At 60.5% G+C, this 26062-nt stretch carries 27 protein-coding genes; 11 read left to right on the forward strand and 16 right to left on the reverse strand.

The annotated features are described in order from the left end of the window. Positions 1-111: 111 nt before the first annotated feature. Entirely contained in the window at positions 112-1254 is a 1143-nt protein-coding gene (locus K7H22_RS11705; protein WP_419248178.1) for an alkane 1-monooxygenase, read from the reverse strand. Positions 1255-1281: 27 nt separating this feature from the next. Further along, entirely contained in the window at positions 1282-2370 is a 1089-nt protein-coding gene (gene mutY, locus K7H22_RS11710; protein WP_230801002.1) for an A/G-specific adenine glycosylase, read from the reverse strand. Between the two features lie 82 nt (positions 2371-2452). Between mutY and K7H22_RS11715 the strand changes: the two genes are divergently transcribed. From K7H22_RS11715 to K7H22_RS11725, 3 genes are read left to right on the forward strand one after another with little or no spacing between them, the layout of a single operon-like run. Then, a complete protein-coding gene (locus tag K7H22_RS11715) occupies positions 2453-2962 on the forward strand; it encodes a DUF721 domain-containing protein (RefSeq protein ID WP_230801003.1) in 510 nt (169 codons plus the stop codon). 49 nt (positions 2963-3011) lie between these two features. Further along, positions 3012-3674, forward strand: coding sequence for a DsbA family protein (locus K7H22_RS11720; RefSeq protein ID WP_230801004.1), 663 nt, complete (start codon positions 3012-3014; stop codon positions 3672-3674). Then, positions 3674-4792, forward strand: a complete 1119-nt coding sequence (locus K7H22_RS11725) for a CaiB/BaiF CoA transferase family protein (RefSeq protein ID WP_230801177.1) — start codon at positions 3674-3676, stop codon at positions 4790-4792. The genes K7H22_RS11720 and K7H22_RS11725 overlap by 1 nt, the downstream gene beginning before the upstream one ends. Positions 4793-4979: 187 nt before the next feature. On the opposite strand, the gene lpxK is transcribed toward K7H22_RS11725, so the two are convergent. The 6 genes from lpxK to K7H22_RS11755 all read right to left on the reverse strand — a co-directional run bounded on the left by lpxK (position 4980) and on the right by K7H22_RS11755 (position 11360). Further along, positions 4980-5981, reverse strand: coding sequence for a tetraacyldisaccharide 4'-kinase (lpxK, locus tag K7H22_RS11730; RefSeq protein WP_230801005.1), 1002 nt, complete (start codon positions 5979-5981; stop codon positions 4980-4982). Further along, positions 5981-7216 carry a 3-deoxy-D-manno-octulosonic acid transferase gene (locus K7H22_RS11735; protein ID WP_230801006.1) on the reverse strand — a complete coding sequence of 412 codons (1236 nt, stop codon included), beginning with the start codon at positions 7214-7216 and terminating at the stop codon, positions 5981-5983. The genes lpxK and K7H22_RS11735 overlap by 1 nt, the downstream gene beginning before the upstream one ends. A gap of 6 nt (positions 7217-7222) precedes the next feature. After that, entirely contained in the window at positions 7223-7465 is a 243-nt protein-coding gene (locus K7H22_RS11740) for a DUF4170 domain-containing protein (protein WP_230801007.1), read from the reverse strand. Between the two features lie 103 nt (positions 7466-7568). Beyond that, positions 7569-8348 carry an inositol monophosphatase family protein gene (locus tag K7H22_RS11745; RefSeq protein WP_230801008.1) on the reverse strand — a complete coding sequence of 260 codons (780 nt, stop codon included), beginning with the start codon at positions 8346-8348 and terminating at the stop codon, positions 7569-7571. Further along, positions 8335-9684 (reverse strand): TldD/PmbA family protein, encoded by a 1350-nt coding sequence (locus tag K7H22_RS11750; protein WP_230801009.1) that lies wholly within the window; start codon positions 9682-9684, stop codon positions 8335-8337. The genes K7H22_RS11745 and K7H22_RS11750 overlap by 14 nt, the downstream gene beginning before the upstream one ends. Positions 9685-9836: 152 nt before the next feature. Further along, entirely contained in the window at positions 9837-11360 is a 1524-nt protein-coding gene (locus K7H22_RS11755; RefSeq protein ID WP_230801010.1) for a DUF2125 domain-containing protein, read from the reverse strand. A gap of 123 nt (positions 11361-11483) precedes the next feature. On the opposite strand from K7H22_RS11755, the gene K7H22_RS11760 reads away from it, so the two are divergent. Then, positions 11484-12236 (forward strand): SDR family oxidoreductase, encoded by a 753-nt coding sequence (locus K7H22_RS11760; protein ID WP_230801011.1) that lies wholly within the window; start codon positions 11484-11486, stop codon positions 12234-12236. Further along, entirely contained in the window at positions 12233-12841 is a 609-nt protein-coding gene (locus K7H22_RS11765) for an enoyl-CoA hydratase/isomerase family protein (RefSeq protein ID WP_230801012.1), read from the forward strand. Before K7H22_RS11760 ends, K7H22_RS11765 begins: the two co-directional genes overlap by 4 nt. Positions 12842-12890: 49 nt before the next feature. On the opposite strand, the gene K7H22_RS11770 is transcribed toward K7H22_RS11765, so the two are convergent. Continuing rightward, on the reverse strand, positions 12891-13193 hold the full coding sequence (locus tag K7H22_RS11770) for an HNH endonuclease (RefSeq protein ID WP_230801013.1): 303 nt from the start codon (positions 13191-13193) through the stop codon (positions 12891-12893). Positions 13194-13237: 44 nt separating this feature from the next. Here K7H22_RS11770 and K7H22_RS11775 point away from each other — a divergent pair, with 44 nt between their 5' ends. Continuing rightward, a complete protein-coding gene (locus K7H22_RS11775) occupies positions 13238-14425 on the forward strand; it encodes a TIGR03862 family flavoprotein (protein WP_230801014.1) in 1188 nt (395 codons plus the stop codon). Between the two features lie 24 nt (positions 14426-14449). Here K7H22_RS11775 and K7H22_RS11780 read toward each other — a convergent pair whose 3' ends face one another. From K7H22_RS11780 to leuS, 4 genes are all read right to left on the reverse strand, one after another. Then, positions 14450-15034 (reverse strand): glutathione S-transferase family protein, encoded by a 585-nt coding sequence (locus tag K7H22_RS11780; protein ID WP_230801015.1) that lies wholly within the window; start codon positions 15032-15034, stop codon positions 14450-14452. 126 nt (positions 15035-15160) lie between these two features. Next, complete coding sequence (gene holA, locus K7H22_RS11785; RefSeq protein ID WP_230801016.1) at positions 15161-16186, reverse strand: DNA polymerase III subunit delta; 1026 nt, start codon at positions 16184-16186, stop codon at positions 15161-15163. Beyond that, the gene (gene lptE / locus K7H22_RS11790; RefSeq protein ID WP_230801017.1) at positions 16183-16683 is read right to left on the reverse strand and encodes an LPS assembly lipoprotein LptE; all 501 of its coding nucleotides are present in this window, start codon (positions 16681-16683) and stop codon (positions 16183-16185) included. Before lptE ends, holA begins: the two co-directional genes overlap by 4 nt. Continuing rightward, positions 16670-19222, reverse strand: coding sequence for a leucine--tRNA ligase (leuS, locus tag K7H22_RS11795; RefSeq protein WP_230801018.1), 2553 nt, complete (start codon positions 19220-19222; stop codon positions 16670-16672). The genes lptE and leuS overlap by 14 nt, the downstream gene beginning before the upstream one ends. 169 nt (positions 19223-19391) lie before the next feature. Here leuS and K7H22_RS11800 point away from each other — a divergent pair, with 169 nt between their 5' ends. Continuing rightward, on the forward strand, positions 19392-20651 hold the full coding sequence (locus K7H22_RS11800) for a glycosyltransferase family 4 protein (protein ID WP_230801019.1): 1260 nt from the start codon (positions 19392-19394) through the stop codon (positions 20649-20651). A 4-nt stretch (positions 20652-20655) separates the two neighbouring features. Here K7H22_RS11800 and K7H22_RS11805 read toward each other — a convergent pair whose 3' ends face one another. Next, entirely contained in the window at positions 20656-21138 is a 483-nt protein-coding gene (locus K7H22_RS11805; RefSeq protein WP_230801020.1) for a DUF3576 domain-containing protein, read from the reverse strand. A gap of 285 nt (positions 21139-21423) precedes the next feature. Between K7H22_RS11805 and K7H22_RS11810 the strand changes: the two genes are divergently transcribed. The 3 genes from K7H22_RS11810 (at position 21424) to K7H22_RS11820 (ending at position 23590) form a co-directional block, all read left to right on the forward strand. Next, complete coding sequence (locus K7H22_RS11810; RefSeq protein WP_230801021.1) at positions 21424-22383, forward strand: porin; 960 nt, start codon at positions 21424-21426, stop codon at positions 22381-22383. A gap of 108 nt (positions 22384-22491) precedes the next feature. Beyond that, on the forward strand, positions 22492-23145 hold the full coding sequence (locus K7H22_RS11815) for a YggS family pyridoxal phosphate-dependent enzyme (RefSeq protein WP_230801022.1): 654 nt from the start codon (positions 22492-22494) through the stop codon (positions 23143-23145). Positions 23146-23200: 55 nt separating this feature from the next. Further along, a complete protein-coding gene (locus K7H22_RS11820; protein WP_230801023.1) occupies positions 23201-23590 on the forward strand; it encodes a hypothetical protein in 390 nt (129 codons plus the stop codon). A gap of 1 nt (position 23591) precedes the next feature. Here the strand turns inward: K7H22_RS11820 and K7H22_RS11825 are convergent, their stop codons facing one another. Next, positions 23592-24071: a L,D-transpeptidase family protein gene (locus K7H22_RS11825; RefSeq protein WP_230801178.1), complete on the reverse strand. Its 480-nt coding sequence runs from the start codon at positions 24069-24071 to the stop codon at positions 23592-23594. A gap of 20 nt (positions 24072-24091) precedes the next feature. Further along, entirely contained in the window at positions 24092-25183 is a 1092-nt protein-coding gene (ribA, locus tag K7H22_RS11830) for a GTP cyclohydrolase II (protein ID WP_230801024.1), read from the reverse strand. A 159-nt stretch (positions 25184-25342) separates the two neighbouring features. On the opposite strand from ribA, the gene K7H22_RS11835 reads away from it, so the two are divergent. Further along, positions 25343-26029: a response regulator transcription factor gene (locus tag K7H22_RS11835; protein ID WP_230801025.1), complete on the forward strand. Its 687-nt coding sequence runs from the start codon at positions 25343-25345 to the stop codon at positions 26027-26029. Positions 26030-26062: the final 33 nt, after the last annotated feature.

Below are 26062 nucleotides of genomic sequence, written 5' to 3' on the forward strand. Positions count from 1 at the left end.
GCTCCGCCATATTACGGCGGAGCTTTTTTGCGTTCTCGCACTATCCTGCCCGCAATTCTTCTTGCGTCCAATATCCCGGGGTCCGGGGCAGCGCCCCGGTCTTGCTGCCTGTCACGGCGGCGGCGGATTGAGCGCCTTATTGTAGGGTTTCCAGTCGGTGATCTCGGGGTAATACATCTCGCGCCAGCGCCGCACTCGCGGGTTCATGAGGTGTCGCCAGACGGGCGGCACCATGGCCGCCATGGTCATCAGCGGATAGCCATAGGGCAGTTGAGGCGCCTCGGCTTGTGTGTAGTTTTGCAGCAGCGGGAAGCGCCGGTCGGGTTTGTAGTGGTGGTCGGAATGGCGTTGCAGGTTGATCAGCAGCCAGTTCGACGCCTTATGCGCGGCATTCCACGAATGGTGCGGTTTGACATGCTCGTATTTGCCGCTTCCCAGATGTTTGCGGGTCAGGCCGTAATGTTCGATATAATTCACCAGTTCCAGCTGCCAGATTGCGATCCATGCCTGCCAGATGAACAGCGCCAGACCGGACCAGCCGCCAATGACGAATGCCAGCAGCAGCATTGCCGCTTGCATGATCCAATAGCGGAAGAAAGGGTTGGACAGATCTGTCCATGGCAAATTGCGCCGTGCCAGCATGTCACGCTCTGCCTTGAAGGCCGAAGCCAGGGACTGCCGCAAAACACGCGGGAAAAAGCGGTGGAAACCCTCGTTGTAGCGCGCGGTTACAGGATCGCGCGAGGTGCCGACATGCCAGTGATGCACCAGCAAATGCTCGGACCGGAAATGCGAATAAAGAACCATCGCCAGCAGCAGGTCTGCCAACCGGCGCTCGGTCTTGTTCTTCTGGTGCATCAATTCATGGCTGTAGTTGATGCCGACTGTCCCCGTGATGACGCCCACGCCGAAGAACAGCAGGATCTTTTCCAGACTGGACAGATGGCCTGTGTGTGTCACGTACCATATCAGCCCGAACAGCGTCAGAAACTGCGCAGGAGCCCAGATCAGTGTGATAGCGCGATACCATGTCAGCTTGCTTTCTTCGATGTCGGGGTCGGCGTTTTCTTGGTAAAGCCCCAGTAAAGCATCCAGAAAACTGAAGAAATACCATGTCATCACCGGCAGCAGGATCACTGTCCATCCGCCTTGGACAGCACCAAGCCACGCAACTGGTATCAAGATCAGCGACATCCAGAAAGGAAGAGCACGCCCGATGCGGGCAACCTGTTCGGCAGGGATCAACATGGGCATCGGTGGCTCCCGCAACGGTTTATCTAATCACATATCAGTGTCGAACACCGGTCTCGCAAGGTCAAAGATCTTTCGCATCACCGTGGGCAGGTCCGAGGGCGTGAAAGCCTCGCGCGCAAGGAAGTGCCCCGTTTCGGGGTCTGCGTCCAGCGGAAGCTCCACGACATAAATCCGCAGTCGCAAATGGAAATGCGTGAAAGTGTGCCGCGCCTCGGCCTCAAGCGGTTGCCAGTCAGCCCTGATTGGCGGGGTTTCCTGTGGCATAGCTTCCGCCCAGTCACTGCCGGGCCAGCCCAGCATGCCGCCCAGAAGGCCGCGATCGGGGCGTCGTTCCAGAAGATAGGCTCCATCCTTGCGGCGTGCGACATAGGCCATCCCGAACCTGACAGGTTGCGGTTTCTTGGGCGTCTTGCGGGGCAGTTCCGCTGCGGTGCCGTTCGCCCTTGCCTGACAGGGGGTGCGCCACGGGCAAATCCCGCAAGCGGGCTTGCGCGGGGTGCAGATCGTGGCACCCAGATCCATCACCGCCTGTGCGTAATCGCCGGGTCGCGTTTCGGGCGTCATTGCGGCAGCGGCCTCGGTCAGTTCCGGTTTTGCGGCTGGCAATGGTCTGTGGATATCATGCAGACGCGCCATCACGCGCTCAACATTGCCGTCCACCACGGTTTCCGCGCGGCCAAATGCAATCGCGGCAATGGCCGAGGCTGTATAGGGTCCGATCCCCGGCAGGCGTAGCAGTTCCTCCCGCGTGTCGGGAAAGACACCGCCGTGATCGGCAACAACCGCGCGGGCGCATTTCAGCAGGTTGCGTGCGCGGGCATAATAGCCAAGGCCGGCCCATTCCCCCATGACATCGGCATCCTCGGCTGCCGCCAGATCGGAGACACGGGGCCAGCGTATTGTGAAACGTTCGAAATAGGCTTTTACGGCCGCCACGGTCGTTTGCTGCAACATGACCTCGGACAGCCAGATGCGATAGGGGTCGGGACGGGTGCCAACCTTGCTCTGATCCGGTGGCACGCGCCACGGCAGGTCGCGGGCATGCCGGTCATACCAGTCCAGCAGACCGGCAGAGAGATCCGGCACAGTGTCTACTGACGGTTGGGCGTCACGCAATCTTTATCCCCTTTGACCCGCTTATTGTCTGGTATCGGCTCATATGGCCATTAGAATAGAGCGCAAGCGAAGGATGCAAGTCATGGCCGCAAGGCGCCCCACAGCACATCAGTTTACCCGCGCCGCGACCTTGCTGCAGGGTCAAATCCGGCGTGCGGGCGAGACACGCGGATTCGCAGTGACGCGCCTTCTGACCCATTGGCCCGAAATCGTGGGCGAGGATGTGGCCCGCGTCGCAAGGCCCGTCGAGGTTTCCTACGGGCGGCAGGGCATGGGTGCGACCCTGTCGGTGCTGACGACGGGGTCGCAGGCCCCTATGCTCGAGATGCAGAAGGAACGCCTGCGGGAAAAGGTCAATGCAGTTTATGGCTACAATGCCATAGCGCGTATCCGTATCACGCAGACCGCACCCAACGGCTTTGCCGAGGGTCAGGCGGATTTCAGCTATGCGCCGAAATCGCGCCTGACATCTGCTCCTGATCCAGTCGTGACGCGCAGCGCGGCAGCAGTTGCCGAAGGTGTGGGCGATGAAAAACTGCGGGCAGCGATTGAATCGCTGGCCCGTAACGTTCTATCCAGACCGAAACAATAGGCGGCACATTCAGGTTGCCTCCCGATACTTGCAGAAAAGGTGTAGACATATGAACCGCAGAACCGCCCTGATTGGCATTTCCGCCGTGGCTTTGGCCGCTGGCGGCTGGTCGCTGGCTCTCACGTCCAGCGGCACCATGCCCGAACTTGGTATGGCTAACGCACAGACTGCAGATGTCGATACTTCGGGCATCGTCGAGATGGTGCTTGGTGCCGATGACGCGCCGGTCACCTTGATCGAATATGCCTCGTTCACTTGCCCGCATTGCGCGACATTCCATAACGGCCCTCTCAAGCAACTCAAGGCCGATTATGTGGATACCGGCAAGGTAAAGTTCATCTATAGGGACGTCTATTTCGACCGTTTCGGTTTGTGGGCTGCCATGGTCGCGCGCTGTGAGCCATCCAAGTTTTTTGGTATTGCCGATCTTCTCTACCAGCAGCAGTCCGAATGGATCGCGGGCGGCGGCGATCCGGCCCTGATCGCAGAAAACCTGCGCAGGATCGGACGTGTGGCGGGATTGGAAAACGCGCAGCTTGAGGCGTGCCTTGCAGACAATGACAACGCGCAGGCGCTTGTTGCGTGGTACCAACAGAATGCCGAGGCAGACGATGTGAACTCGACCCCGACGCTCGTGATCGACGGGGAAAAGCACGGCAACATGGCCTATGCCGACCTCAAAGCTATTCTGGACGAAAAACTGGGTGAATGATGGACGCTCCGCTTGCCGGCCTGAAGGTCATCGAACTGGCACGTATTCTGGCTGGTCCATGGGCTGGCCAGACACTTGCCGAACTGGGTGCCGAAGTCATCAAGGTGGAATCGCCCGAAGGCGATGACACGCGCCAATGGGGTCCGCCCTTTGTCGAGCGTGAGGGCGACAGGTCCGCGTCGTATTTCCATTCCTGCAATCGCGGCAAGTCCAGCGTCACAGTCGATTTCCGCACTCCCGAAGGGCAGAAGAAAGTCCTGGAGATGGTGCGCGATGCCGATATCCTGATCGAGAATTTCAAGCTGGGCGGTCTGAAGAAATACGGTCTGGACTATGCCAGCCTTTCGGCCATTAACCCCGGATTGATCTATTGTTCCATCACCGGTTTTGGGCAGACGGGGCCATATGCCCATCGTGCGGGCTATGACTACATCATTCAGGGCATGTCCGGTCTGATGTCGATCACTGGCGAACCCGACGGCCAGCCGCAGCGCGTGGGCGTGGCGGTGACGGATCTGTTCACGGGTGTCTATTCCGTGGCAGGCATCCTTGCCGCGCTTTACCAACGCAGCCGGACAGGGCGTGGCCAGCAGGTCGATATGGCCCTGATGGATGTGGCGGTTTCGGTCACGGCCAATCAGGCAATGAACTACTTGACCACTGGCACACCGCCCGGGCGAACAGGGAATTATCATCCTAACCTGACACCTTATCAGGTGTTCGATTGTGCGGACGGCCATATTATAATAGCGACCGGCAATGACGGCCAGTATCAGCGGCTATGCCAGCTGTTGGGGTTGGACTGGATGGTGACGGATGCGAAGTTCCTTAAGAACGCAGACCGTGTGGCGAACCGGCTCGAGATGATCGCGCTTCTAAGTGGTGAGATAGCTAAGCGGAGCAAGGCCGATCTGCTGGCGGGGTGCGAGGCCAGCGGGATTCCTGCCGGACCGATCAATGACATGGCCGAGGTCTTTGCCGATCCGCATGTCATCGCGCGCGGCATGCAGATCGAACCGGGTGGCATCCCGGGCGTACGGGGGCCGATCCGGTACTCGGACGCTGAACTGGCGTTGGACCGCCCCGCACCGAAACTGGGGCAGGAAAACGCAGGCTGAGGGGGCGTATCCCGTCGAGCGACATTTCTCTTGGGGGGAAAGGCCTCTTGCTCCACCGCTTGCGTCTGTTTTCGAGCGTCGGAGTTTGAGTATTTTTGGCAAGATGAGCCGAGTTTAAGGGCTTTGGGCGTGGACGCCTGTGGCGCAGGTTACGGCTGGTCATATGCGGCAGGAAGCAGATCAGCGCCTATCCGGATGAGGTCAGCAAGGACCGAAGACGGCCGCGCAGCAGGTCGGGCTGATCCAGCGAAAGACGCACTGGTAGCGTGATGACCTTGGACCGGAAAGCAGGCGGTAGGCGCACGGCGTCTTTCTCGGTGGTGACAAGCTGCGCGCCGCGCAGTTTTGCCTCGTTTTCCAGCCGTGTCATCAAGGCTTGTGTCAGGGGTTGGTGATCCTCAAGCGCTTCGGCACGTATCAGGTTGGCCCCAAGACTGCGCAGGGTGGCAAAGAACTTCTCGGGATGGCCGATCCCCGCGAAGGCGAGAAAGGGTGTGTCGGTCCATGTCATGCCGGTTTGCAAAGGCTCTAACTGTCCGGTGGCGTGGGGGATGGCCACAGCGTCATCCCATTGCGCGGCAAACACCGTCTGCGCTTGGGCGGGACCGATGGACAAAAGGATATCCGCGCGGGCCAGTCCGGTTCCGACAGATTCGCGCAGCGGTCCTGCGGGTAGGCATCGCCCGTTGCCAAAACCTTTGACAGCATCGACCACGACGATGGACAGATCCTTATGCAAGGCGGGGTCCTGAAAGCCATCATCAAGCAGGATCACATCCGCCCCCGCAGCCACAGCCGCCTCTGCACCTGCCACGCGGTCGCGCGCGATCCAAACCCGTGCGAAAGCGGCCAACAACAACGGCTCGTCGCCCGTCTGTGCCGCTTTGTGGTGACGCGGATCAACCTCGACAGGGCCTTGCAGCGTGCCCCCATAGCCTAGCGAGACAACATGCGGTTCCAGATGCAACTCCTGCAACAGCTGTATCAAGGCGATCACGGTCGGGGTCTTGCCGGTTCCACCCGCATTCAGGTTGCCAACGCAGACAACCGGCACCTTGACCCGCACTGTGGGCCGCTGCGCCAACCTGCGCGATGTTCCGCGAGCATAGAGTGCGCCAAGCGGGGCCAGAAGCCGCGCCAGCAATGCGGGTTTGTCGGGCGTGGTGAACCAGAAATCCGGCGCGCGCATCACAAGGCAACCTTGCGGTCGAGCGTGTCCTGAATAAGTTCCATCACGCGGTCGGTTACCTCGGCCCCCGAAGTGGTGACTTCCCAAGCGGCATGGGCCATCGAGGCCGCCTGATCCGGCGCGGTCAGCAGGGTCACAGCTGCTGCAAGTGACTCCGCGTCGCGGACCACTCTTGCTGCACCAGCATTGGCCAGCCGCGCATAGGTGGTTCGATGGCGGCTAATATTCGGACCATGCAAGATCGCCGACCCAAGGCCTGCCGGCTCGAACGGGTCTTGCCCGCCATGGCCTGCCTCCAGGGAACTGGCCATGAATGTGACCGGCGCAAGCCTGTACCACAGCCCCATTTCCCCCCGCGTATCGGCCACAAGGATCTGGCTGCTTTCATCGGGATGTTCTCCCCGCGACCATTGTGCGACACGCCAGCCTTCAGCGCGCAGCGCCTGTGTCATGTCCTCTCCATCGGTAATCGTGTCGGGCACGATGATCAGCAGGCGCCGATGCGCGCTACGCAAGGCGATGCGATGTGCGGCGACCACAAGCGGCATCTCACCGGGTTGGACCATCGCGGCCAGCCATACGGGACGACCGTCCAGAACGCGGGCCATCAGGTCGCGTGCAGCCTCGTTGCAGGGCAGGGCGGCGGTGCCTTCGATCAAAGGTCCGGTGATGGTGATATCCTGCGCCGCAACACCCAGTTTCAGAAGGCGGTTTGCGGAGTTTGCGGTGCTGGCCAGAACCTTGCCGAACCGGCGCAGGGTGCCGCGCGTCAGATCTGTCATCCAGCGCCATCTGCTGGTGCCAAACCCCGTTTCGTCTGCATCTATCAGAAACAGGGGGATGGCACGATCGGCGGCTTTGTTGATCAGGGCAGGCCGCAGATGACCGCCAGCCCAAAGGCACATGTCAGGGGTCCAGTGATCCAGAAAGGCCGCTATATTTTCGGGTGTTTCCGCAGGAACGGGCAGGACCGTGACGAACGGTCTTACATTATCAGGCGGTGGAAGGTCCGGCACAAGCGTCAGCAGCAGGTTCAGATCGGGACGATGAGCGCGCAGGCGCGTCGTGATCTGGATTAGTGCAGCCGCGCGGGTTTCCGAGGTGGCATGCCCCCAGATCAATTCACCCGACGGGCGCGCAACACCCCGGTTGGCGGTGTCGCCACCCGAGTTGCTCTCGCCGGATCGCTGGCGCGACAGGGCAAGATAGGCTGACAGGCTGATAGACCGTGTCATGAAGTTTCAGCCAATCTCCTTGGTCGGAGATGTTTCGGTTCCCTCGTCCAGCATACGGTGCATATGTGAGATAAAATAGCGCACATGTGCATCATCCACCGTCCGCTGCGCTTCTGCCTTCCAAGCGCGATAGGCGCTGGCGTAGTTGGGGAAGATCCCGACGATATGCAGGTTGTCGACATCGCGGAACTGGGTTGTGTCCGGACTGGTCAACTCGCCGCCGAAAACAAGGTGCAGACGCTGTGTCATCGGGTTCTCCTTCAGAGTATCTGCTTAGGGTAAGCGCTGTGCCGGTCGGTCGCAAGCTATGTCAAAACAGCCTGCCGGCCTCGGGGGGACTCGTTTTGCCCGATCACCGCGCCAGACGACTGGACAGCGCCTGATGCAAGCCAGCGCCAGCCGCGATCACACCGTTGACCTGTGGATGCGGGTTGTTGAACCGCAAGGTTCCCCCTGTCCGATCGGTGCCCAGTGCGCCCGCCTCTTGCAGAATCAACGCACCGGCGGCGATGTCCCATTCCCAGCTTGGGCGTAACGTCAGCATCGCGTCAAAGCGACCTTCGGCCACCAGTGACAACCTATAGGCCAGTGACGGGCGATGATGGCGCACCATCTGCGGCACCTCGCGCCCACGCCAGTTTTGCGGTTCATAGGACGGCTTGGTGGCCAGAATGGATGCGCCAGACAGGTTCTGCTGGTCCGAGGCGCGGATCGCCTGCCCGTTCAGAGATGCGCCAAGCCCCGCAGCGGCGCTGTAAAGCTTGGCCTTCAGCGGCAGAAAAACCACCGCCGCGATGATCCGCCCCTCATCCGCCACGGCAAGGGAATGCGCCCAAGTGGCAGAGCCTTCGATGAAACTGCGTGTGCCGTCGATCGGATCGACAATAAACACCCGCCGCCGCGACAGGCGGTCGGGGTTATCCGGTGTTTCCTCGGACAGCCAGCCGTAATCGGGGCGCGCCGACATGAGCCGTGTCCGTAACAAGGCATCCACGGCAAGGTCGGCCTCGGTCACCGGACCCTCATTCCCGCCTTTGTCCCAACGCTTGGCATCGGGACCGCTATAGCGCGTCGCCAGACTGCCCGCCTCATGCGCGGCAGAGATCAGCAGTTTGAGATCAGTCGCCGGCAAGGGTCATCCCTTCGACCAGAAGCGACGGCACGACGCGGCTGAGATGCGCGCGCGCGTCATTGGCGGGGATAATCCGTCGCAGCATGTCGCGCAGGTTGCCCGCGATGGTGCATTCATTGACCGGATAGGCGATCTGACCGTTCTCGATCCACAGGCCCGATGCGCCGCGTGAATAATCGCCGGTATTCGGATTGATCGTCGAACCGATCATCGACGTGACCAGAAGCCCCGTTCCCATATCGCGGATCAGGTCTTCGCGGCTGGTGCTGCCCTGAGTCAGTTCAATGTTCCAGTTCGACGGTGACGGCGGGGCTGATGTGCCGCGTGCAGCATTCGCGGTCGAGGTCATCCCCAGTTTGCGGGCGGTGGAAAGATCCAGCGTCCAGCCGGCCAAGATACCTTGATCGACAACGGCGCGTCGCTTCGTCGGCAGACCTTCGGCATCAAAGGGGCGTGACCCGTTGGCGCGCGGACGCAGCGGGTCTTCGATGAGGGATAGCGTATCGGGTAGCACGGGTTCTCCCAGATCATCCAGCAGCCATGACGAACCGCGCGCGATAGCAGAGCCACTGATCGCGGCCAGCAGATGCCCGATCAGCGATGACGATACCCGTTCATCAAAAAGAACCGGATAGCTGCCAGTCTTGGGCTTGCGCGGGTTCATGCGTTCAACAGCCCGCTGCCCTGCGCTTTGTCCGACATCCTCGGGGCTGCGCAGGTCTGACTGGAAAATCCGCATGTCGCCGTCATAGTCGCGTTCCATGCCTGTTCCGCTGCCGGTGATCGCCACACAGCTTATCGCGCGGTCCGATCGGGTGTAGCCACCTGAAAACCCGTTGCTGGCCGCCAGATGGATATGACGCAGCCCATAGGCGGCAGTGGCCGATTGCACCTGCGTCACACCCTGCACGGCCAAGGCGGCAGATTCCGCGCGCGCCGCGTCCTGTTGCAGCACATGGGCGTCTGGTTCCGGCGTCGCATCGTGCATTTCCAGCGCGGCAATGTCCCAGTCGCGTGCAAGCTGGGACGGATCGGCCAATCCCACATAGGGGTCCAGCGGCGCTTCGCGCGCCATAGCCACAGCGCGTTCTGCCATCGTCGCCAATGTTGCGGGGCTGATATCCGAGGCTGACACATTCGCCTGACGCTGCCCGATCATGACCCGCAAGCCAAGATCAATACCCTCGGACCGCTCGGCCTGTTCCAGAACGCCGCCACGCATGTCGATGGTCACAGAGGTGCCTTGCACAGCCATCGCATCTGCCGCGTCCGCGCCCGCGCGCTTTGCGGCTTCAAGCAAAGCGGCGGTCAGGCTTTCCAACGTCGGGGTCGTCATGGGTAGTTCTCCTTGCTGGCAGAGAGGTAGGCCGAGGGGTCGTGATCCGCAAGGGCCGGTGTTTCGCGCGCCGCGCGAAAAATGGCGGGGTTGCCCGCATTCAAGCGGACAACCCCGTTGATGGTAAAAAATTGCAACTGTGCCAAGCGGCCTTAGCGCAGCCGTTGCCCGTTGGCCAGAACCTGACCATCCTCGGTCACTTCGATGCGCGATGTCAGGCTGTCGGGGCCCGATCCGGGACGTGCGAACATACCCAGCATCATGCGTGCGCCCATGGCCTGCTCTTGCGGCAGAAGCCCCATTGCCACCAATGTATCCAGAAGCGCGTTGCCACCTGTCAGTTCCAAGTTGAGCGCGCCGGTTGGCTTGGGCATGCCCGGGAAGGTCGACAGATCGTCATTGTCGAAGGTGAAATCACCACCGCCGGTCAGCCGTGCCCCCGCTATGGCAAGGGTCAGGGCGTTCACGGTCAACGCGTGGATCTCGCCCGGTGGGCTTCCTGCGGCCATCATCATGGCTTGCTCGTCCATGATGTTCTGCGTCACCCGGGCCTTGCCGGTCAGATCAATTTCGATGGTTGCAGGGTCGCGCGGCAGTTGCCCTGCCGGATCGACCATGCCCCAGATCGCATCCGACACCGCGACATCGGCCAGTGTCAGACCCAGACCGAAATCGGTCGGCTCTTCGGTTTTACCGATGGGGAACAGCATGTTGAACGCAGCCTTGGCCATGCTGACCGATACGGGAAGCGGGATCTCGGTGCCGGCATAGTTCATGGTCACACCGGTGACTTCGCCAGTGTAGTTCATATTCGTGTCGTTCATCTGGAAGGTCAGGTTGCCTGCATCCGAACTGCTGTTGCCCTCGACATTCTGGCCCTGTCCTGTGATCGAGAATTCGGAATTGCCGGACGTGTAGGAATAACCGCCATCAATTGAGAAGCCCGCGGCCAGGGCTGAGGCCATATCCGTCATGTCGACATCGGCGGGCAGGCGCGCCTCGCCCTCGAAACCCAAATCCGACAGGCCGCCAGTGATTGCAACCCGCCCGCTTGGATCGTCGGGGTTGGCAATGTCGACGACATAATTCAGCGCTGTCGCTGTCATGGTCTGCGCGGTCACGCGCAGGTCGCTGCCTGACATGTTGCTGCGTCCGGCGATATCGCTCATGGACATGCGTGCCTGTTCAATTTCAACAGGTTCCCCGTCAACGATCAGGCTGGACAAGGCAAAGGCCATTTCTGCCGCGCCGTAATCGTATTGCATGTCCTCGGGCGCGCCCGAAACGATCATTTCAAAGCCCGATTGTGAGTATTCGACAACGCCTTGCACCTCCTCGGCCCCTTCTTCGGGCGGGCGGGCGGTAAAGGTTAACGGCATCGTTTCAGGCAACGCGACGCGTACGCGCCCGTCGCCGGTTTCGGTGAACGAGATGTTGTCCATAGCAATGCTGGCGGCGGTGCCGGAGGCATCTTCGTCCATATTCAGCGTCAGGTCGGTAATCGTGACCGTTCCACCGGATGCCTGTTCGTTGCCGTTGACGCTGTAGCCGAATGCCTCAAGATATGTCTTGAAATCGGTCCAGACCTGTTCGGCAGTCACATCCGCCCAAGCACTCGATCCCGTAAGAAAAATTGCGATTGTGCCGCTGCCAAGCCGGCGAGACCAAATGCCCATGAGATTAACCTTTCGAGAATTTTCGGGCGCAGTGTGACTTATGCAGCCCAAGGGTCAAGGCCTCTTGGTGCTGGACCCCGTGATTTGAGCGGTTTACCACAGGGAAAACAGAAAGAGGACAGGATGGACGCGACCAATGGTAGAACGGTTCTTATTACAGGTGCCAGCCGTGGCATCGGCGAGGCTGCGGCTCGCGCTTTCGCGGCGCAAGGTGCACATGTCGTGCTGGCAGCGCGCGACGGCGCGGCCGTCCAACGGATCGCCGCAGAGATCGGCGGGCAGGCCGCAGGTATTGCCTGTGATGTGACGGATTTTGCACAGGTTGAAGCCGCGATTGATCTTGCGGTCGGTCGTTTCGGCAAGCTGGACATCCTGATCGGCAATGCCGGTGTGATCGAACCGATCGCGCGGCTGGACGCGGCTGATCCCGCCGATTGGGGCCGCGCCATCGACATCAACCTCAAAGGTGTGTTCCACGGCATGCGCGCCGCGCTGCCGGTGATGCAGGCGCAGGGGCAGGGCACGATCATCACGATCAGTTCAGGTGCCGCGCATAACCCTCTAGAGGGCTGGAGCAGCTATTGCGCGTCCAAGGCGGGTGCCGCGATGCTGACAGCCTGCGCGCATCTTGAGGGGCAAAGCGCAGGTCTGCGGATCATGGGCCTGTCGCCCGGAACGGTGGCTACGGATATGCAACGTGTCATCAAGGCCAGCGGTGTCGGCCCGATTGCCCGTCTGGAATGGGAAGACCACATTCCGGCCGACTGGCCTGCGCGCGCGTTATTGTGGATGTGCAGCGCGGATGCGGATGACTGGCTGGGCAAGGAAATCTCGTTGCGCGATGAGGCGATCCGTCGTCGGGTGGGTCTGATATGATCGAGTTGGACAAGGACGGTGGCCTCTGGACGGTCACGATCAACCGGCCCGACAAGGCCAATTCCCTGACGGCAGCCATGCTCGAAGAACTGGCCGATATCGCCGAAGCTGCCCGCGAGGCGCAGGTTCTGATCCTGACTGGCCGTGGCAAGGTCTTTAGCGCGGGCGCGGATCTTGAGGCGGCGCGGGCAGGTCTTGCCACCAGCCCCCTGTGGGAGCGGTTGTCGGGTGCTGTCGCGGCACTGCCCGGTCTAAGCATTGCGGCGCTGAATGGCACTTTGGCCGGTGGCGCAATGGGCATGGCGCTGGCCTGCGATTTGCGGATTGCCGTGCCTGACGCAAAGTTTTTTTATCCGGTGATGAAGCTGGGTTTTCTGCCGCAACCCTCTGATCCGAAAAGGATGGTCGCCTTGGTCGGGCCGGCGCGGGCCAAGCTGATCCTGATGGGAGGCCAGAAAATCACCGCCGAGGAGGCCTTGTCCTACGGGTTGATCGACCGCGTTGTCGACAGCGTTGCCTTGCTGGATGTTGCCCGTGCAATTGCGGCGGATACGCTGGCGGCGAAGCCTGATTTTGCCGGCACCATCAAGGCGATGTGTCACTAGAGATGTCTGCCGGAGCGAATGTTCGGGGCAGGTGGCAGCACAGGGCACACTAGCGTTTGCGTCTTGCACCGGGACTTTTCGACAGAAAGCCCGGCGGGCGTTTGGCGACCCAGACTGCAAAGCGGGCAATGCGTGGATGGGCGCGGAGCGCATCAACCGTATTGAAGTTACGGGCCAGTTCCGCCTCGGTCAGGGTGGCATGGATTTCCGTGTGGCAGATGTGATGCAACAGAACCACTGGGCCGCCCTTGCCGCCCTTGAGCTTGGGGATCAGATGATGCAGCGATTGCGGCGCATCCGGCGGTATCGGGCGCAGACATAGCGGGCAGATCGGGGTAGCGGTGCTCTCCATGGCCGACAAGATTGGAACGGGTGGTGACAAAGGCAAGGACGGGAATGACGCAGGCTTTGGTGATCGGTGCGGGACCGGCAGGATTGATGGCTGCCGAAACGCTGGCCTCTGCGGGCCTGTCCGTGATTGTCGCCGACGCCAAACCTTCGGTCGGGCGCAAGTTCCTGATGGCTGGCAAATCCGGCCTGAACATCACCAAGGATGAAGCGCAGGTCCCTTTTTTGGAGGCTTTTTCCGAGGCCGCGCCTGTCTTGCGACCCGCACTTGAGGCATTCGCACCGGACGCCGTTCAGGACTGGGCCCGCGGCCTGGGGCAGGAAGTGTTCACCGGCAGTTCCGGACGGGTGTTCCCCGTGGCGATGAAGGCATCACCTTTGCTGCGCGCATGGCTGTTGCGGCTGGAAGCTTTTGGGGTCGACATCCGCACCCGCTGGCGCTGGACTGGATTCGACGACAGATTCAGGTTCGATACGCCCCAGGGTGTGCAGGTTCTTGCACCGGATGTCGCGATACTCGCCTGCGGCGGGTCAAGCTGGGCGCGTTTGGGGTCGGACGGGCGCTGGACCGCGTTGCTGCCTGATGTGCCTCTGGCGCCGTTCCAGCCCGCAAATATGGGCTTCGCTGTTGCGTGGTCGGGGCACATGACGCCCCATCTTGGCCATCCCGTGAAAGGTATCGCGCTACATGCGGGCGATACTGTGTCGCGCGGAGAGATCGTGCTGTCGGCAAGCGGAATCGAGGGCGGCGGCATCTATGCAGTCTCGCGCGCTTTGCGCGAGGGGGCGGGTCTGAGATTGGACCTGCTGCCCGACCTGTCCCTGGCGCAGGTGACCGAACGGCTTGCGCGCTCGCGTGGCAAGGCCACCCTGTCGAACCATCTTCGCAAGGTCCTGCGGCTTGATCCCGTCAAACTGGCGCTGCTGATGGAGTTTGGACAGCCTGTTCCAAAAGATGCAGTCTCGCAGGCGGCGCTGGTCAAGGATTTGCCTGTGCCCCTTTGCGGTCCGCGCCCTATGGATCAGGCGATTTCCACCGCAGGCGGGCTGCGTTTCGCGGCGCTGGACGAGGGTTTGATGATCCGCCAGTTGCCGGGCGTGTTTGCCGCAGGCGAGATGCTCGACTGGGAGGCGCCTACCGGCGGCTACCTGATCACGGGGGCATTGGCGACAGGGCGCTGGGCCGCACAGCACGCGGTTCGATGGGCGGCCGACCAAGGGGCGAAAGCCCCTTGATCCGGTTTGAACCTAGCGCTGCACCTATTTGGCGACAGCGCGTTTGAAGGCGTCACGGCTTCGCATGACCTTGGCATACGCTACCAGCCTGGGTTGGTCGATCTCGAATTTCGCGTTGAAGGCCCAGTTCAGGCAATGGGCTGCGATGATATCGGCGACCGTCATTTTGTCGCCCATCAGGAACGGGCCCTTCATCGTATCGGCCAGCCGCTCGATGTTGCGCGAGAATTCCCACTTCAGGCTGTCCTTGATCTCGGGCAAGCGCTTGTCTTCGGGCAAGATGAAGCTGTGCCGTGCCGCTGTCCAAAGCAGGGCATCCAGTTCGTCCAAAACCATATGCGTCAGCCCGTCCTGCCTTGCACGATCAACCGTGCCTGCCGGATAGGTCAGCTTGCCGTGCTTGTCCGCCAGATAGGTCAGGATAGCGGTTGAATCTGTCAACACGGCATCCCCGTCCCGCAAAGCGGGGATCTTGCCAGATGGGTTGGCGGCAAGGGCTTCGGGGCTGTGGGGTTTTACCGCGATGTGGTTGTAGGGTTGTTCAAGTTCTTCCAGCATCCACATCACGCGAAAAGCGCGGCTTTGGGTGCCTCCGATAACGTCATACATGGTATTCTCTCCCTCTCGACGCGTTTGCGTTGTCTCCGTTCCCATGTTGATCTGTTTTATTGGCGGATTTCCAGAGGGCGAAAGCAGAATGACAGGCCGCGACGCAAGGTTTCTGGATGGGAACGATCAACGCTTCGCCATCATGGCCAGTTTGATCAGCGTTCGCTCCACGAGCGCCATGGCTGGTGCGTGCTGTCCGGCAGAACGCAGTTGCAGATCCGTGTCGGTAATCAGACCCAGAGCCGTTTCCAGGCGTTGCACCCGCCAGCCTTGCGCCTGTCGCAGGATACGGTCGCGGCGGGGACCAAAAACGGGGGGGCGCAGTTTGCCGATTCCCTGAGCGGGACCGCCGGGGTCGGACGCGGCGGTATAAAGTGTGCGGAAATGGCGCGCGGCGGCGATGCACAGGCTGACGGGTTGCACACCTTGCGCCAGCAGTTTCCGCATGACTGGCCCGATCTGTTCATCCCGTCCTTCGGCCACGATGTTCAGGATATCATCCAGATCCGCCTCGGATGTGGCGGGGGCACAGGCTGCGATATCTGCGGCGCTAACCGGGCCAGCATCGCCCAGTTTGTAAAGCGACAGCTTTTCCAGCGTCTGGCGGAAATCGCCGGGTTCGATATCCTGCGCCAATGCGGTCAGCGCGTTTGTTGCGGCGTTTTCCAGATCGTTCAGCCCTGCGCGGGCCAGTTCGGCGGCAATCTCTTCGCGCGTGGGGGGATTGTCGTAAAGGCCTGCCGCATAGGTGTTGGGATGGGCCTCGAACAGGGTGCGAAGTTTGGATTTCGCAGTGAGCGCGCCAGCGGTGACGATGATCTGCGCGTCACCTGCCTGCCAGTCAGCCAATGCAGCGGCGACAACATCAGCCAATGTATCTGTTGCGTCCTCGACAAATGCGACACGCGGGCCGGGGAAGAAGCTGATAGCTTTGACGGCATCCTGAAGCGCGGCGGGGTCTTTGCGCAGATCGGCAGCGGGCAGGCGTGCCAGACGCATTTCCTCTTCGCCTGCGGGGCCGATCAGTGCGGCGATCACCTCTTGCCGTTTCAGGGCCACACGCATCGCGTCGGCCCCGTAAAGCAGTAGGCCCGTCTTAGCCGGATCGGGGTGGGCGAAATACCGTGTCGCGTCGCGCGGGTTCAGTTTCATGCCGGAAGATTGCCTGCAGCGGCGGTCAGGCGGATAACCATCTGGTCCGCAAGCAAGACGGCAAGGCGCGCACGGGCATCGCGGCTGGCCGCCTCTGTCGCCGTGGTCGACCCTGTTGTGGAGTAGCCGGTAAAGCCATCGACACTGCCGCGCAGCAGCACCGCATCTGTGACGCGGTCGCGCAGCACGAAACTGACGCGCCCGACCAGATTGACCCGCGCTGTCACGTTCTCCGCGGTTATCGCCATAGACGCGCCGCTGATGGAATAACTGTAGCCCAGCGCATATGGCCCGTCCGAGCCGCGCCCCAGACGGGACTCGAACTGCTGGATCAGCAAAAAGTCATCCCTGTTGGCGGGCGCGTCGGCCAGAATGCTATCCTGCAAACGGCTGCCCTGTCCCGTCGGGCCATAGGCGGGGGTAAAGCCGCAAGCGGCAAGCCCAAGACCCCAAAGCGCCAAGCCGCGCAGGACAAATCTGCGGTCAGATAACAACATTCACGATCCGTCCGGGGACGATGACCAGTTTCTTGGGCTGGGCCCCTACCAGCGCCTTGACCACAGCATCGTGGGCGAGAACGATCTTTTCAAGCTCTGCCTTGTCGATCTCGCGCGCGACGCTGATTTCCGCGCGACGTTTGCCGTTGATCTGGATCGGCAGCGTTATCGTGTCGTCGATCAGCATTGATTCGTCCGCCACGGGCCAAGAGGCGGCGGCGATCAGGCCTTCCCCACCCAGAAGGGTCCAGATTTCCTCGGACAGATGCGGGGTCATTGGCGACATGAGTTGCGCCAGTGTGCGGGCGGCTGTGCGCCGCGCCTCGGTGCCGGCGGTGGATTTGGCTAATGTATTGGTAAAGGCGTAAAGTCTTGCGATGGCAGCGTTGAAGCCGAAGGACTCAATACCGCCTGTCACTTCGTGGATGCATTTATGCATGGCCCGTAGCAGCGCCTCATCCTCGGCATTGGGGGATTCGCTTGAGGCGGCGATATCGGCCGCGATGCGGTAGACGCGGGCGAGGTGCTTGAACGTGGCCTCGGCACCGGAGGCTGTCCATTCGACGTCACGTTCGGGCGGGCTGTCCGACAACACGAACCAGCGCGCGGTATCGGCGCCGTAGGCCGAGATGATATTGACCGGATCGACCACGTTTTTCTTGGATTTCGACATCTTGGCAGAGGGGATGATTTCCACCGCCTCGCCTGTTGATTTCAGGTGACCGTTCTCCACGTCTTCCGGCAGATGATAGACGGGTCGGTTAAGTGCGTCGCGGGTCTGATAAATCTCGTGCGTGACCATGCCTTGGGTAAACAGCGCGTCGAAAGGTTCGATCGCCGATGCGGGCAGATGTCCGGTGGCGTGCATGGCCCGGGCGAAGAAGCGGGAATACAGCAGATGCAGGATCGCATGTTCGATGCCGCCGATATACTGGTCGACATTCATCCAGTATTGCGCCTCGGCCAGGTCAGTGGGCGTGCCTGCACGCGGAGCCGTGAAGCGTGCATAATACCACGAACTGTCCACAAACGTGTCCATTGTGTCGGTCTCGCGCCGCGCGGGGGCGCTGCATTTCGGGCAGATGCAGTCGCGCCATGTGGGATGGCGGTCCAGCGGATTGCCGGGCACGTCGAAGCTGACATCATAGGGCAGTTCGACAGGCAGGTTTTCCTTGGCTTCCGGCACCACGCCGCAGGTGTCGCAATGGATCACAGGGATCGGGCAGCCCCAGTAGCGTTGGCGGGACAGGCCCCAGTCGCGCAGACGGAACTTGGTCACGCCGTGACCGACGCCATTGCCCTCGCAGAATGTGATGGCGGCATCGACAGCCTGTTCGCCGGTTTGCCATGCCTCACCTGCGAAGCCTTTGGTGTAGAATACCTTTTCTGATTTGAGCGGAACGTAAGCCTCGTCCAGCTCGGTCGAGCTGTCCTCGGACGGCAGGAAGGTTGCGATGATGGGCAGATTGTATTTGGTGGCGAAGTCGAAGTCGCGCTGGTCATGCGCGGGGCAGCCGAAGATCGCCCCTGTGCCGTAATCCATCAGGATGAAATTCGCGATATAAACCGGCAGTTCCCATGCGGTATCAAAGGGATGACGCACGCGCAGGCCGGTATCAAAGCCCTTCTTCTCGGCCTTTTCCAAAGCTTCCTCGGTCGTGCCGCCCTTGCGACATTCGGCACAGAAAGCCGCAATTTCGGGATTGTCCCGTTCCAGTTGACGTGCCAGCGGATGATCTGGCGAGATGCCGATAAAGCTGGCTCCCAGAAGGGTATCGGGACGCGTTGTGTAAACCTCGATCCGGTCGGCGCCGTGTGGACCGTCGATCAGAGAAAAGGCGAATTGCAGGCCGCGCGATTTGCCGATCCAGTTGGATTGCATCAGCCGCACCTTGGCGGGCCAGTTGTCCAGCCCGTCCAGCGCCCCCAGCAATTCCTCGGAATAGTCGGAGATTTTGAAGAACCACTGCGTCAACTCGCGCCGCTCCACATCCGCGCCCGAGCGCCAGCCCTTGCCGTCGATGACCTGTTCATTGGCAAGAACGGTCATATCGACAGGGTCCCAGTTCACGACTGCGTTCTTGCGGTAGACCAGACCTTTTTCCAGCATATCGAGGAAAAGCGCCTGCTGCTGGCCGTAATATTCGGGATCGCATGTCGCGAATTCGCGGCTCCAGTCAATCGACAGTCCCAGCGGTTTCATCTGGGCACGCATGTCGGCGATGTTCTGGTATGTCCAGTCCTTCGGGTGCCCACCAATCGCCATTGCCGCGTTCTCGGCTGGCATGCCGAAAGCGTCCCAGCCCATCGGATGCAACACGTTGAAGCCTTTGGTCACCTTGTAGCGCGCGATCACGTCACCCATCGTGTAGTTCCGCACATGGCCCATGTGGATGCGTCCCGACGGATAGGGGAACATCTCCAGCACGTAATATTTAGGCTTGCTGGTCTGCGCGCCGGGAACCGCGCGGAACAAGGCGGCCTTGTCCCAGGCTTCCTGCCATTTCGCTTCGATCTGGGCTGCATCATAACGGGACATCGGGCTGACCTCTTGTTCATCCTGCGGGTCGCTGTGGACCTGTTCACAAGGGGTGATAGGCCCGCTTTTGCCCATGGTCTAGGGGCGGCGCGTAAAAATGCGGGTCTGGGCACGGGTAAATAGCCCTGTATAAAGGCACTGCATAAAGAGTAATGAGCGACTTGCCCCGTTGAAGATCCTGTTTATCCATCAGAACTTTCCCGGTCAGTTCAAGCACCTCGCCCCTGCGCTTGTGGCAAGCGGGCATGACTGCCTTGCATTGACCCTGCGCGTCAAAGAGCCCGGAACATGGAACGGGGTGCGGTTGATCCCTTACAAGATACAGCGCCGGTCAGGGCAAGGCGTGCATCCGTGGCTGGCCGATACCGAAACCAAGGTGATCCGCGGGGAGGCGTGCTACCGTGTGGCACGTGCCTTGCGGGACCGCGGCTACAGGCCCGATATCATCGTTGCCCATCCCGGTTGGGGCGAGGCGATGTTTCTGCGCGATGTCTGGCCCGACGCGCGGATCGGGCTTTACTGCGAGCTTTATCATCTGACGGATCGCGACCATCTGGGGTTTGATCCTGAATTCATACCGCAGGTCGATGAGGCAGAGCATCTTCGCATACGTTTGAAGAACCTCAACAACCTGATCCATCTGCCCCTGTGCGATATGGGGATCAGTCCGACACGGTTTCAGGCGGGCACTTATCCCGCTGCCTATCGCGACCGGATCAGCGTGATCCATGACGGAATAGATACGGACCATGTGCGTCCCGATCCCTATGTCCGCTTTGATCTGCCGGACGGCAGGGTGCTGACGCGGAACGACGAGGTGATCACCTTCGTGAACCGGAATCTTGAACCTTATCGCGGCTATCACATCTTCATGCGCGCTTTGCCCGCACTCCTGAAGAACCGGCCTGATGCGCGGGTGCTGATCATTGGCGGGGACGAGGTGTCCTATGGCGCGAAACCGCCCAAGGGTCAGACATGGAAGCAGGTCTTCATCGACGAGGTGCGCGCATCCATCCCTGATGCCGACTGGCAGCGCGTCCATTTTCTGGGACGAATCCCCTATGAGCGGTTCGTTCTCCTGCTGCAAGTGACGCGGGTTCATGTCTATCTGACCTATCCCTTTGTCCTCAGCTGGTCGCTGTTCGAGGCCATGAGCGCGGGGGCCGCTATCGTCGCCAGCGACACCGGACCTGTGCGAGAGGCGATCACGCATGGGCAGACAGGAATGCTGGTCGATTTCTTCGACGGGGTGGCTTTGGTCGAGCAGGTCTGTGCCTTGCTGGAGGATGCTGGATTGCGGGATGGTCTTGGGCAGGCGGCGCGGGCGCATGTGCAGGCGGGTTACGACCTGCGCAACATCTGCCTGCCGCAGCAGCTTGACTGGATCGACAAGCTGGCTGCGACCAAGGCGGGGGTAATGGAAGGCTAAAGGATCAGCGGCGACCGTCTGCGATGCGCAACTGGCGTGCACGGGACAGGATTGAATCCTCGACCGCGCGTTGCGTGCCGGCTGCCACCGGACCCGAGCGCGTCTGAAGTGCGACGGTCAGCGACCGCGCCTCAAGCGCGGGGTCCTTGACATAGACAGTACCGCGATAGGCCTGTCCCCCACCCGGAGGTGTGCCAAAGCCGAAGACGATTACGCCGGTAAAGGGATCAACCGATTCGATGGGCATGAAATTCAGCACATCCAGCGAGGCGTTCCACAGGTAGCGGTTCACCTCGACGGTCACATCAGGCTCGGAGCGGTTGAAGATATCAAAGATAGAGCTTCCGGTGTTGAAAGCGTTGGCGTCACGCCCGGCGTCGAAAATGACGGGACGATCCGCGTTTTCATCCTCGTCCTGGTTGGCGCAGGCGGCAACTGCCAGAAGCAGCGCCGCGCATGTGACGACCTTGGTAATGTGTTGTCTCATTCTTGGCCCAGTCCGATTTAGCGATCTGTTGCCACTGTCCTAGCCAAGCCAGTGCTAAGGGGCAAGCAATTTACTGCAAACAGCGGCTTTGGTGTATGGAACATCGCTTTGAAGCGGGGTGGAGGGGGTTTGGGTATGTGTGGCATAGCTGCACCATGTCCGGCGGCTTTGCGAATGTGTTTGCTGGGAAGCTTGCATCTGCGCCCCTAAAAGAGCGAAACGATTGAGCATACCCAAGGCAGACTCGCTGTTTTGGGCCATCTCTGAAAAACCGAGGGCAACGAAATGAAAAATATCCTTATCGCAACAACCGCGCTGGTCGCCACCGCAGGTGTTGCTGCAGCCGACGTGAACCTGTCCGGCTATGCACGCTTTGGTGCAACCTACAATGACAGCGCTGCAGCTGGCGCTGACGACGTGAACACATCCAGCCGTCTGCGTCTTCAGTTCGACATGACCACAGAGACCGATGGCGGCCTGACACTGGGTGCACGCATTCGCGCACAGTTTGAAGAAGACGGAAATGCGCAAGACACCGGTGAGTTCAACACCGCTCGTTTCTTCGCAACTTTCGGTGGCCTGACTGTTGCTATGGGCAACATTCTGGGTGTCGTCGAAGCAGCACCCGGCCTGTACATGGGCACGAAGTCGGCTGGCATGGGCCTGGAAGGCAATGGCTTCACCGCACTTGCAGCGAACACCGTTTCCAACGGCGGCTCGTTCGGCTGGACAGCGTTCCAGAGCGAGTCGGCGCTTGAAGACATCAACGGCAGCGTCGCAACTGATGGTGTTGAAGTGATCTACAGCATGAACGGCTTTGGCTTGCATGTGCACAGCACTGACAACAGCTACGCTGTTGGTGCAAATTACCGGTTTGCCGACTACGTCGCCGCCGTTGCTTACGAAGAATGGGACAGCGCCGCACGTGATGGCGATACCCTGTTGTTCGCTTCGCTGGGTGGCAAGTTCGGTGCATTCGACGCCACCTTGTCTTATGCTGACACTGAGTATGGCGCTACGTCTGCAGAGAAAATCGCTCTCAAAGGCGGCTATACTGTAAACGACGCGCTGTATGTCTATGGCTTCGTTGCTGACGAGAACAATGGCATCGATCCGGTCTATGGCTTGGGCGCATCCTACAACCTGGGCGGTGGCGCTTCGATCGAAGCTGGCTGGTCGTCCAACCGCAACGCGGCAAACGCAGAAACCAACCTGGTTTCCGCAGGTATCTTCTTCGCGTTCTGATCCAGAACAGGTTAGTTGAACAGGAAGGGCGGGTCTTTGGACCCGCCCTTTTCTTTTGCGCGGCGATGGTGTTTTCATGCGGCGGCAACGCACCATCAGGGGAAGTCAATGTCGCTGTTCGAAATCAAGGCCCGTATCGCCAAAGCCTGCCAAGCCGCAGGGCGCAACGCGGATAGTGTGACGCTGATCGCTGTTTCGAAGGTGCAGCCAAATGCGCGCGTTGCGGCCGTGCTGGACGAGGGTCATAGGGTGTTTGGCGAGAACCGCGTGCAAGAGGCGGCCGCCAAATGGCCGGATTTCCGTGAAACCTATGACGGGATTGACTTGCACCTGATCGGACCGTTGCAAACCAACAAGGCACGGCAGGCGATGGAGCTGTTTCAAGCGATCCATTCCGTGGACCGCCCCAAGGTTGCCCAAACCATTGCAAGATTGGCGCAGGAGTTGGGGGGGTGCCCTGACATTTTCTTGCAGATCAATACGGGCGAGGAGCCGCAGAAGGCTGGCGTCATGCCTGCCGAGGCGGATGCTTTCGTGACCGATGCACGCGCGCTGGACCTGCCGGTGCGCGGGTTGATGTGCATACCGCCGGTTGACGAAGAACCATCGCTGCATTTCGCGTTGCTGGCCAAGATCGCCGCCCGCAACGGGTTGGCGGGCCTGTCCATGGGCATGAGTGGCGATTTCGAATCCGCTATCGCTCTGGGCGCGACGCATATCCGCGTAGGGTCGGCTATTTTTGGCGAGAGAGAATATTCTTGACGTCAGTGGCTTAATCAGGCTGCTTTCAAGCGTAAAACAACTTTAAGGTAATATCATGCGGATCAGTTCGCTCGTGGTGGTTCTGTCGTTTTTTGTCGCGCCCGCCTTTGCAGATTTCAAAGTGTCATTCGAATGGGGCGATATCCCGCGATGCACCACGGGGAATCCCAATACGGTGGGCAACCCTGTTTTCAAGCTGGAAGGCGTTCCTGCGGGAACGACGTCCGTTCAATTCAAGCTGAAGGATCGTAACGTGCCGGGCTATGATCATGGCGGGAGCAAGCGCCTTGGCATCGGTGGCGATGGCACGGTGCCGACTGGGGTGTTCAAATATAAAAGCCCCTGTCCGCCCAATGGCGTTCACACCTATGAGTGGACCGCGACGGCAAGAAACGCCAATCAGGTGATCGGGCAGGCTGTCGCGCGGCGAAAGTATCCCGAGTAGATCACCCGACAATCAACCGACATCCGTGACGCAAATTCTGGGCGATCCAGAGAAGATGGTCGCGCCGCAGCGCCACGCAGCCTTCTGTCGGATATCCCGCGCGGCGTTGCTGGTGGATGAAAATGGCCGAGCCGCGCCCGCGTTCCGCACGGGGCCAGTTCCAGTCTGAAATCAGCACCAGATCATAAAGCGGATCGGCGCGGCGCAGTTTCTCGTGGCTGTGCGGGTAGGGCGCGCGGACCATGAGGTTGTAATCCTCGTGTTTCGGATCGTCCGACCACAGATCGCCGGGGTGGATCGGCACGGCCCAATCGGCGGGTTGCGCCATGCGGTCGGGACGGTAAAGCATGCCGACAATGCGGTGGATGCCGCGCGGGGTGGCGCCATCACCCTCGCGCTTGTCAGAACTGACGCCGCAGCGCCCGATTGTGCAGGGAAAGGTCCGGCTCTGAAAGCGCAGACCCATCGGGGTCAGAACCATATCGTGCCGTGTTGCGGCCGTCACAGCAGGTGCCCCGATTTGGCCGATTTGGTCGCAAGATAGGCACGGTTGAAGGCGTTCTCGCCTACTTTCAGCGGCACACGCTCGGTCACGGTGATGCCCTGTTTCTCCATCATGGCGATTTTGCGCGGGTTGTTGGTCAGCAATCGGATCGTGGAAAAACCCATGGATTTCAGGATCTCGGCCCCAAGGCGGAAATCGCGCTCGTCATCCTCGAACCCAAGGCGATGGTTCGCCTCGACCGTGTCAAAGCCCTGATCCTGCAGCGAATAGGCGCGCATCTTGTTTGCAAGGCCGATACCGCGCCCCTCCTGATTGAGATAGAGCAGAACGCCTGCGCCTTCCTGCCCCATCTGGTCCAGCGCTCCATGCAGTTGCGGGCCGCAATCGCATTTGAGACTGCCCAGCACATCACCGGTGAAACAGGCCGAATGCAGTCGCGCCAGCACCGGCTTGTCGCGGTCCGGTTGCCCGATCTCGAATGCATAATGTTCTTCGCCGCCATCTTCGGGGCGGAAGATGTGCAGGCGTCCGGCCTCTGCTGCCGAGACAGGCAAGCGGGCGCTGACCACCGGATGCGGTTCAGGCGCGGCAGCCAGTAAAGGCTTGGCGCGCGCCGCGTCGATCCGTGTCAGCCCGTGGGTTGCGGCAAAGCAGGCAGGATCGCCAAGCGGCAGTATCAGGGCGGCAGGTAAAAGCCGTGCTGTCTTGGTCAGGTTCACGGCCAGGCGGTGTAGGTCCGCCGCACCCTCGCGCTGGGTGATCAGCGGCCCTTTCATCGGCGTTTTCAGATCATCCGCCGGATCGGCCACACCCAGCACCCATGTCAGACCTGCTTCGGGTGGCAACAGCACGCGGGCGACATCGCCATCATAGGCGCGTGCCTTCAAGGTTGCGGCGCGTCGGGCCGTGAGCGCCAGAACAGGAGCCCCACCCAACGCGTGCAGATCGGCCAGACGTTGGGCGTTGAGTGTCTCGGCGGCCAGAACAAGCGCGCCGCCGCTGTTGTCAAACAGCACAACAGGCACACCCATCCGCAGATCCGCGCGGGCGCGAGCCAGAATTTCTGTAACATCCGGAGTGAAACTCATGCGGCGCCTGTTGCGTTGTCATGGTCAAAAATGGCCAATGACGGTGATAACTGAAACATTTGCACACTGCTTTACACGACAGCGTGAGAGAATGGCACCCCGACTTGTCGCTTGAGTCAACCGTAGTCATCTTCACATCAGGAACAGGAGGGAAACCCCATGGCTCAATTGAAGAAAATACTTCTGGTGGATGACGATGAAGACCTGCGCGAAGCGCTGAGCGAGCAACTTGTCATGACCGAGGATTTCGACGTCTTCGAGGCAGGCAACGGTGTGGAGGCGATGAAGCGCGCCAAGGAAGCCCTGTATGATCTGGTGATCCTTGATGTCGGCTTGCCCGATACCGACGGGCGCGAGCTTTGCCGCCTGATGCGCAAGCAAGGTGTAAAATGCCCGATCCTGATGCTGACAGGTCATGACAGCGATTCAGATACCATCCTTGGGCTGGATGCCGGCGCCAATGACTACATCACAAAGCCGTTCAAGTTTCCGGTCTTGCTGGCTCGTATCCGCGCACAGCTTCGTCAACATGAACAAAGCGAGGATGCTGTTTTCACTCTTGGGCCGTATACTTTCAAACCCGCGATGAAGATGTTGATCACCGAGGATGACAAGAAGATCCGTCTGACCGAGAAAGAGACAAATATCCTCAAATACCTTTATCGCGCGACCGAATGTGTGGTGCCGCGCGATGTGCTGCTGCATGAGGTTTGGGGCTATAATGCGGGTGTGACAACGCACACGCTTGAGACACACATCTACAGGTTGCGGCAGAAGATCGAGCCCGATCCCTCCAATGCGCGCCTGCTGGTGACCGAGTCGGGCGGATACCGTCTTGTTGCATAAGGGATGCAGTTACGCAGCGTAAGGAAAACCCTA

Origin of the sequence: Seohaeicola saemankumensis, from assembly GCF_021021435.1 — a bacterium.
Taxonomy (GTDB): Bacteria; Pseudomonadota; Alphaproteobacteria; order Rhodobacterales; family Rhodobacteraceae; genus Seohaeicola.

Coding starts and splice junctions, on each gene's coding strand:
- K7H22_RS11705 (WP_419248178.1), bottom strand. CDS start 1,254: ATGCCCATGTTGATCCCTGCCGAACAGGTTGCCCGCATCGGGCGTGCT.
- K7H22_RS11765 (WP_230801012.1), top strand. CDS start 12,233: ATGATCGAGTTGGACAAGGACGGTGGCCTCTGGACGGTCACGATCAAC.
- K7H22_RS11810 (WP_230801021.1), top strand. CDS start 21,424: ATGAAAAATATCCTTATCGCAACAACCGCGCTGGTCGCCACCGCAGGT.
- lpxK (WP_230801005.1), bottom strand. CDS start 5,981: ATGCGCGCGCCGGATTTCTGGTTCACCACGCCCGACAAACCCGCATTG.
- K7H22_RS11755 (WP_230801010.1), bottom strand. CDS start 11,360: ATGGGCATTTGGTCTCGCCGGCTTGGCAGCGGCACAATCGCAATTTTT.
- K7H22_RS11740 (WP_230801007.1), bottom strand. CDS start 7,465: ATGACACAGCGTCTGCACCTTGTTTTCGGCGGCGAGTTGACCAGTCCG.
- K7H22_RS11805 (WP_230801020.1), bottom strand. CDS start 21,138: ATGAGACAACACATTACCAAGGTCGTCACATGCGCGGCGCTGCTTCTG.
- holA (WP_230801016.1), bottom strand. CDS start 16,186: ATGAAACTGAACCCGCGCGACGCGACACGGTATTTCGCCCACCCCGAT.
- K7H22_RS11760 (WP_230801011.1), top strand. CDS start 11,484: ATGGACGCGACCAATGGTAGAACGGTTCTTATTACAGGTGCCAGCCGT.
- K7H22_RS11825 (WP_230801178.1), bottom strand. CDS start 24,071: ATGGTTCTGACCCCGATGGGTCTGCGCTTTCAGAGCCGGACCTTTCCC.
- K7H22_RS11780 (WP_230801015.1), bottom strand. CDS start 15,034: ATGTATGACGTTATCGGAGGCACCCAAAGCCGCGCTTTTCGCGTGATG.
- K7H22_RS11725 (WP_230801177.1), top strand. CDS start 3,674: ATGGACGCTCCGCTTGCCGGCCTGAAGGTCATCGAACTGGCACGTATT.
- K7H22_RS11720 (WP_230801004.1), top strand. CDS start 3,012: ATGAACCGCAGAACCGCCCTGATTGGCATTTCCGCCGTGGCTTTGGCC.
- lptE (WP_230801017.1), bottom strand. CDS start 16,683: ATGTTGTTATCTGACCGCAGATTTGTCCTGCGCGGCTTGGCGCTTTGG.
- K7H22_RS11820 (WP_230801023.1), top strand. CDS start 23,201: ATGCGGATCAGTTCGCTCGTGGTGGTTCTGTCGTTTTTTGTCGCGCCC.
- K7H22_RS11750 (WP_230801009.1), bottom strand. CDS start 9,684: ATGACGACCCCGACGTTGGAAAGCCTGACCGCCGCTTTGCTTGAAGCC.
- K7H22_RS11775 (WP_230801014.1), top strand. CDS start 13,238: ATGACGCAGGCTTTGGTGATCGGTGCGGGACCGGCAGGATTGATGGCT.
- leuS (WP_230801018.1), bottom strand. CDS start 19,222: ATGTCCCGTTATGATGCAGCCCAGATCGAAGCGAAATGGCAGGAAGCC.
- K7H22_RS11815 (WP_230801022.1), top strand. CDS start 22,492: ATGTCGCTGTTCGAAATCAAGGCCCGTATCGCCAAAGCCTGCCAAGCC.
- ribA (WP_230801024.1), bottom strand. CDS start 25,183: ATGAGTTTCACTCCGGATGTTACAGAAATTCTGGCTCGCGCCCGCGCG.
- K7H22_RS11835 (WP_230801025.1), top strand. CDS start 25,343: ATGGCTCAATTGAAGAAAATACTTCTGGTGGATGACGATGAAGACCTG.
- K7H22_RS11735 (WP_230801006.1), bottom strand. CDS start 7,216: ATGACACGGTCTATCAGCCTGTCAGCCTATCTTGCCCTGTCGCGCCAG.
- K7H22_RS11715 (WP_230801003.1), top strand. CDS start 2,453: ATGGCCGCAAGGCGCCCCACAGCACATCAGTTTACCCGCGCCGCGACC.
- K7H22_RS11770 (WP_230801013.1), bottom strand. CDS start 13,193: ATGGAGAGCACCGCTACCCCGATCTGCCCGCTATGTCTGCGCCCGATA.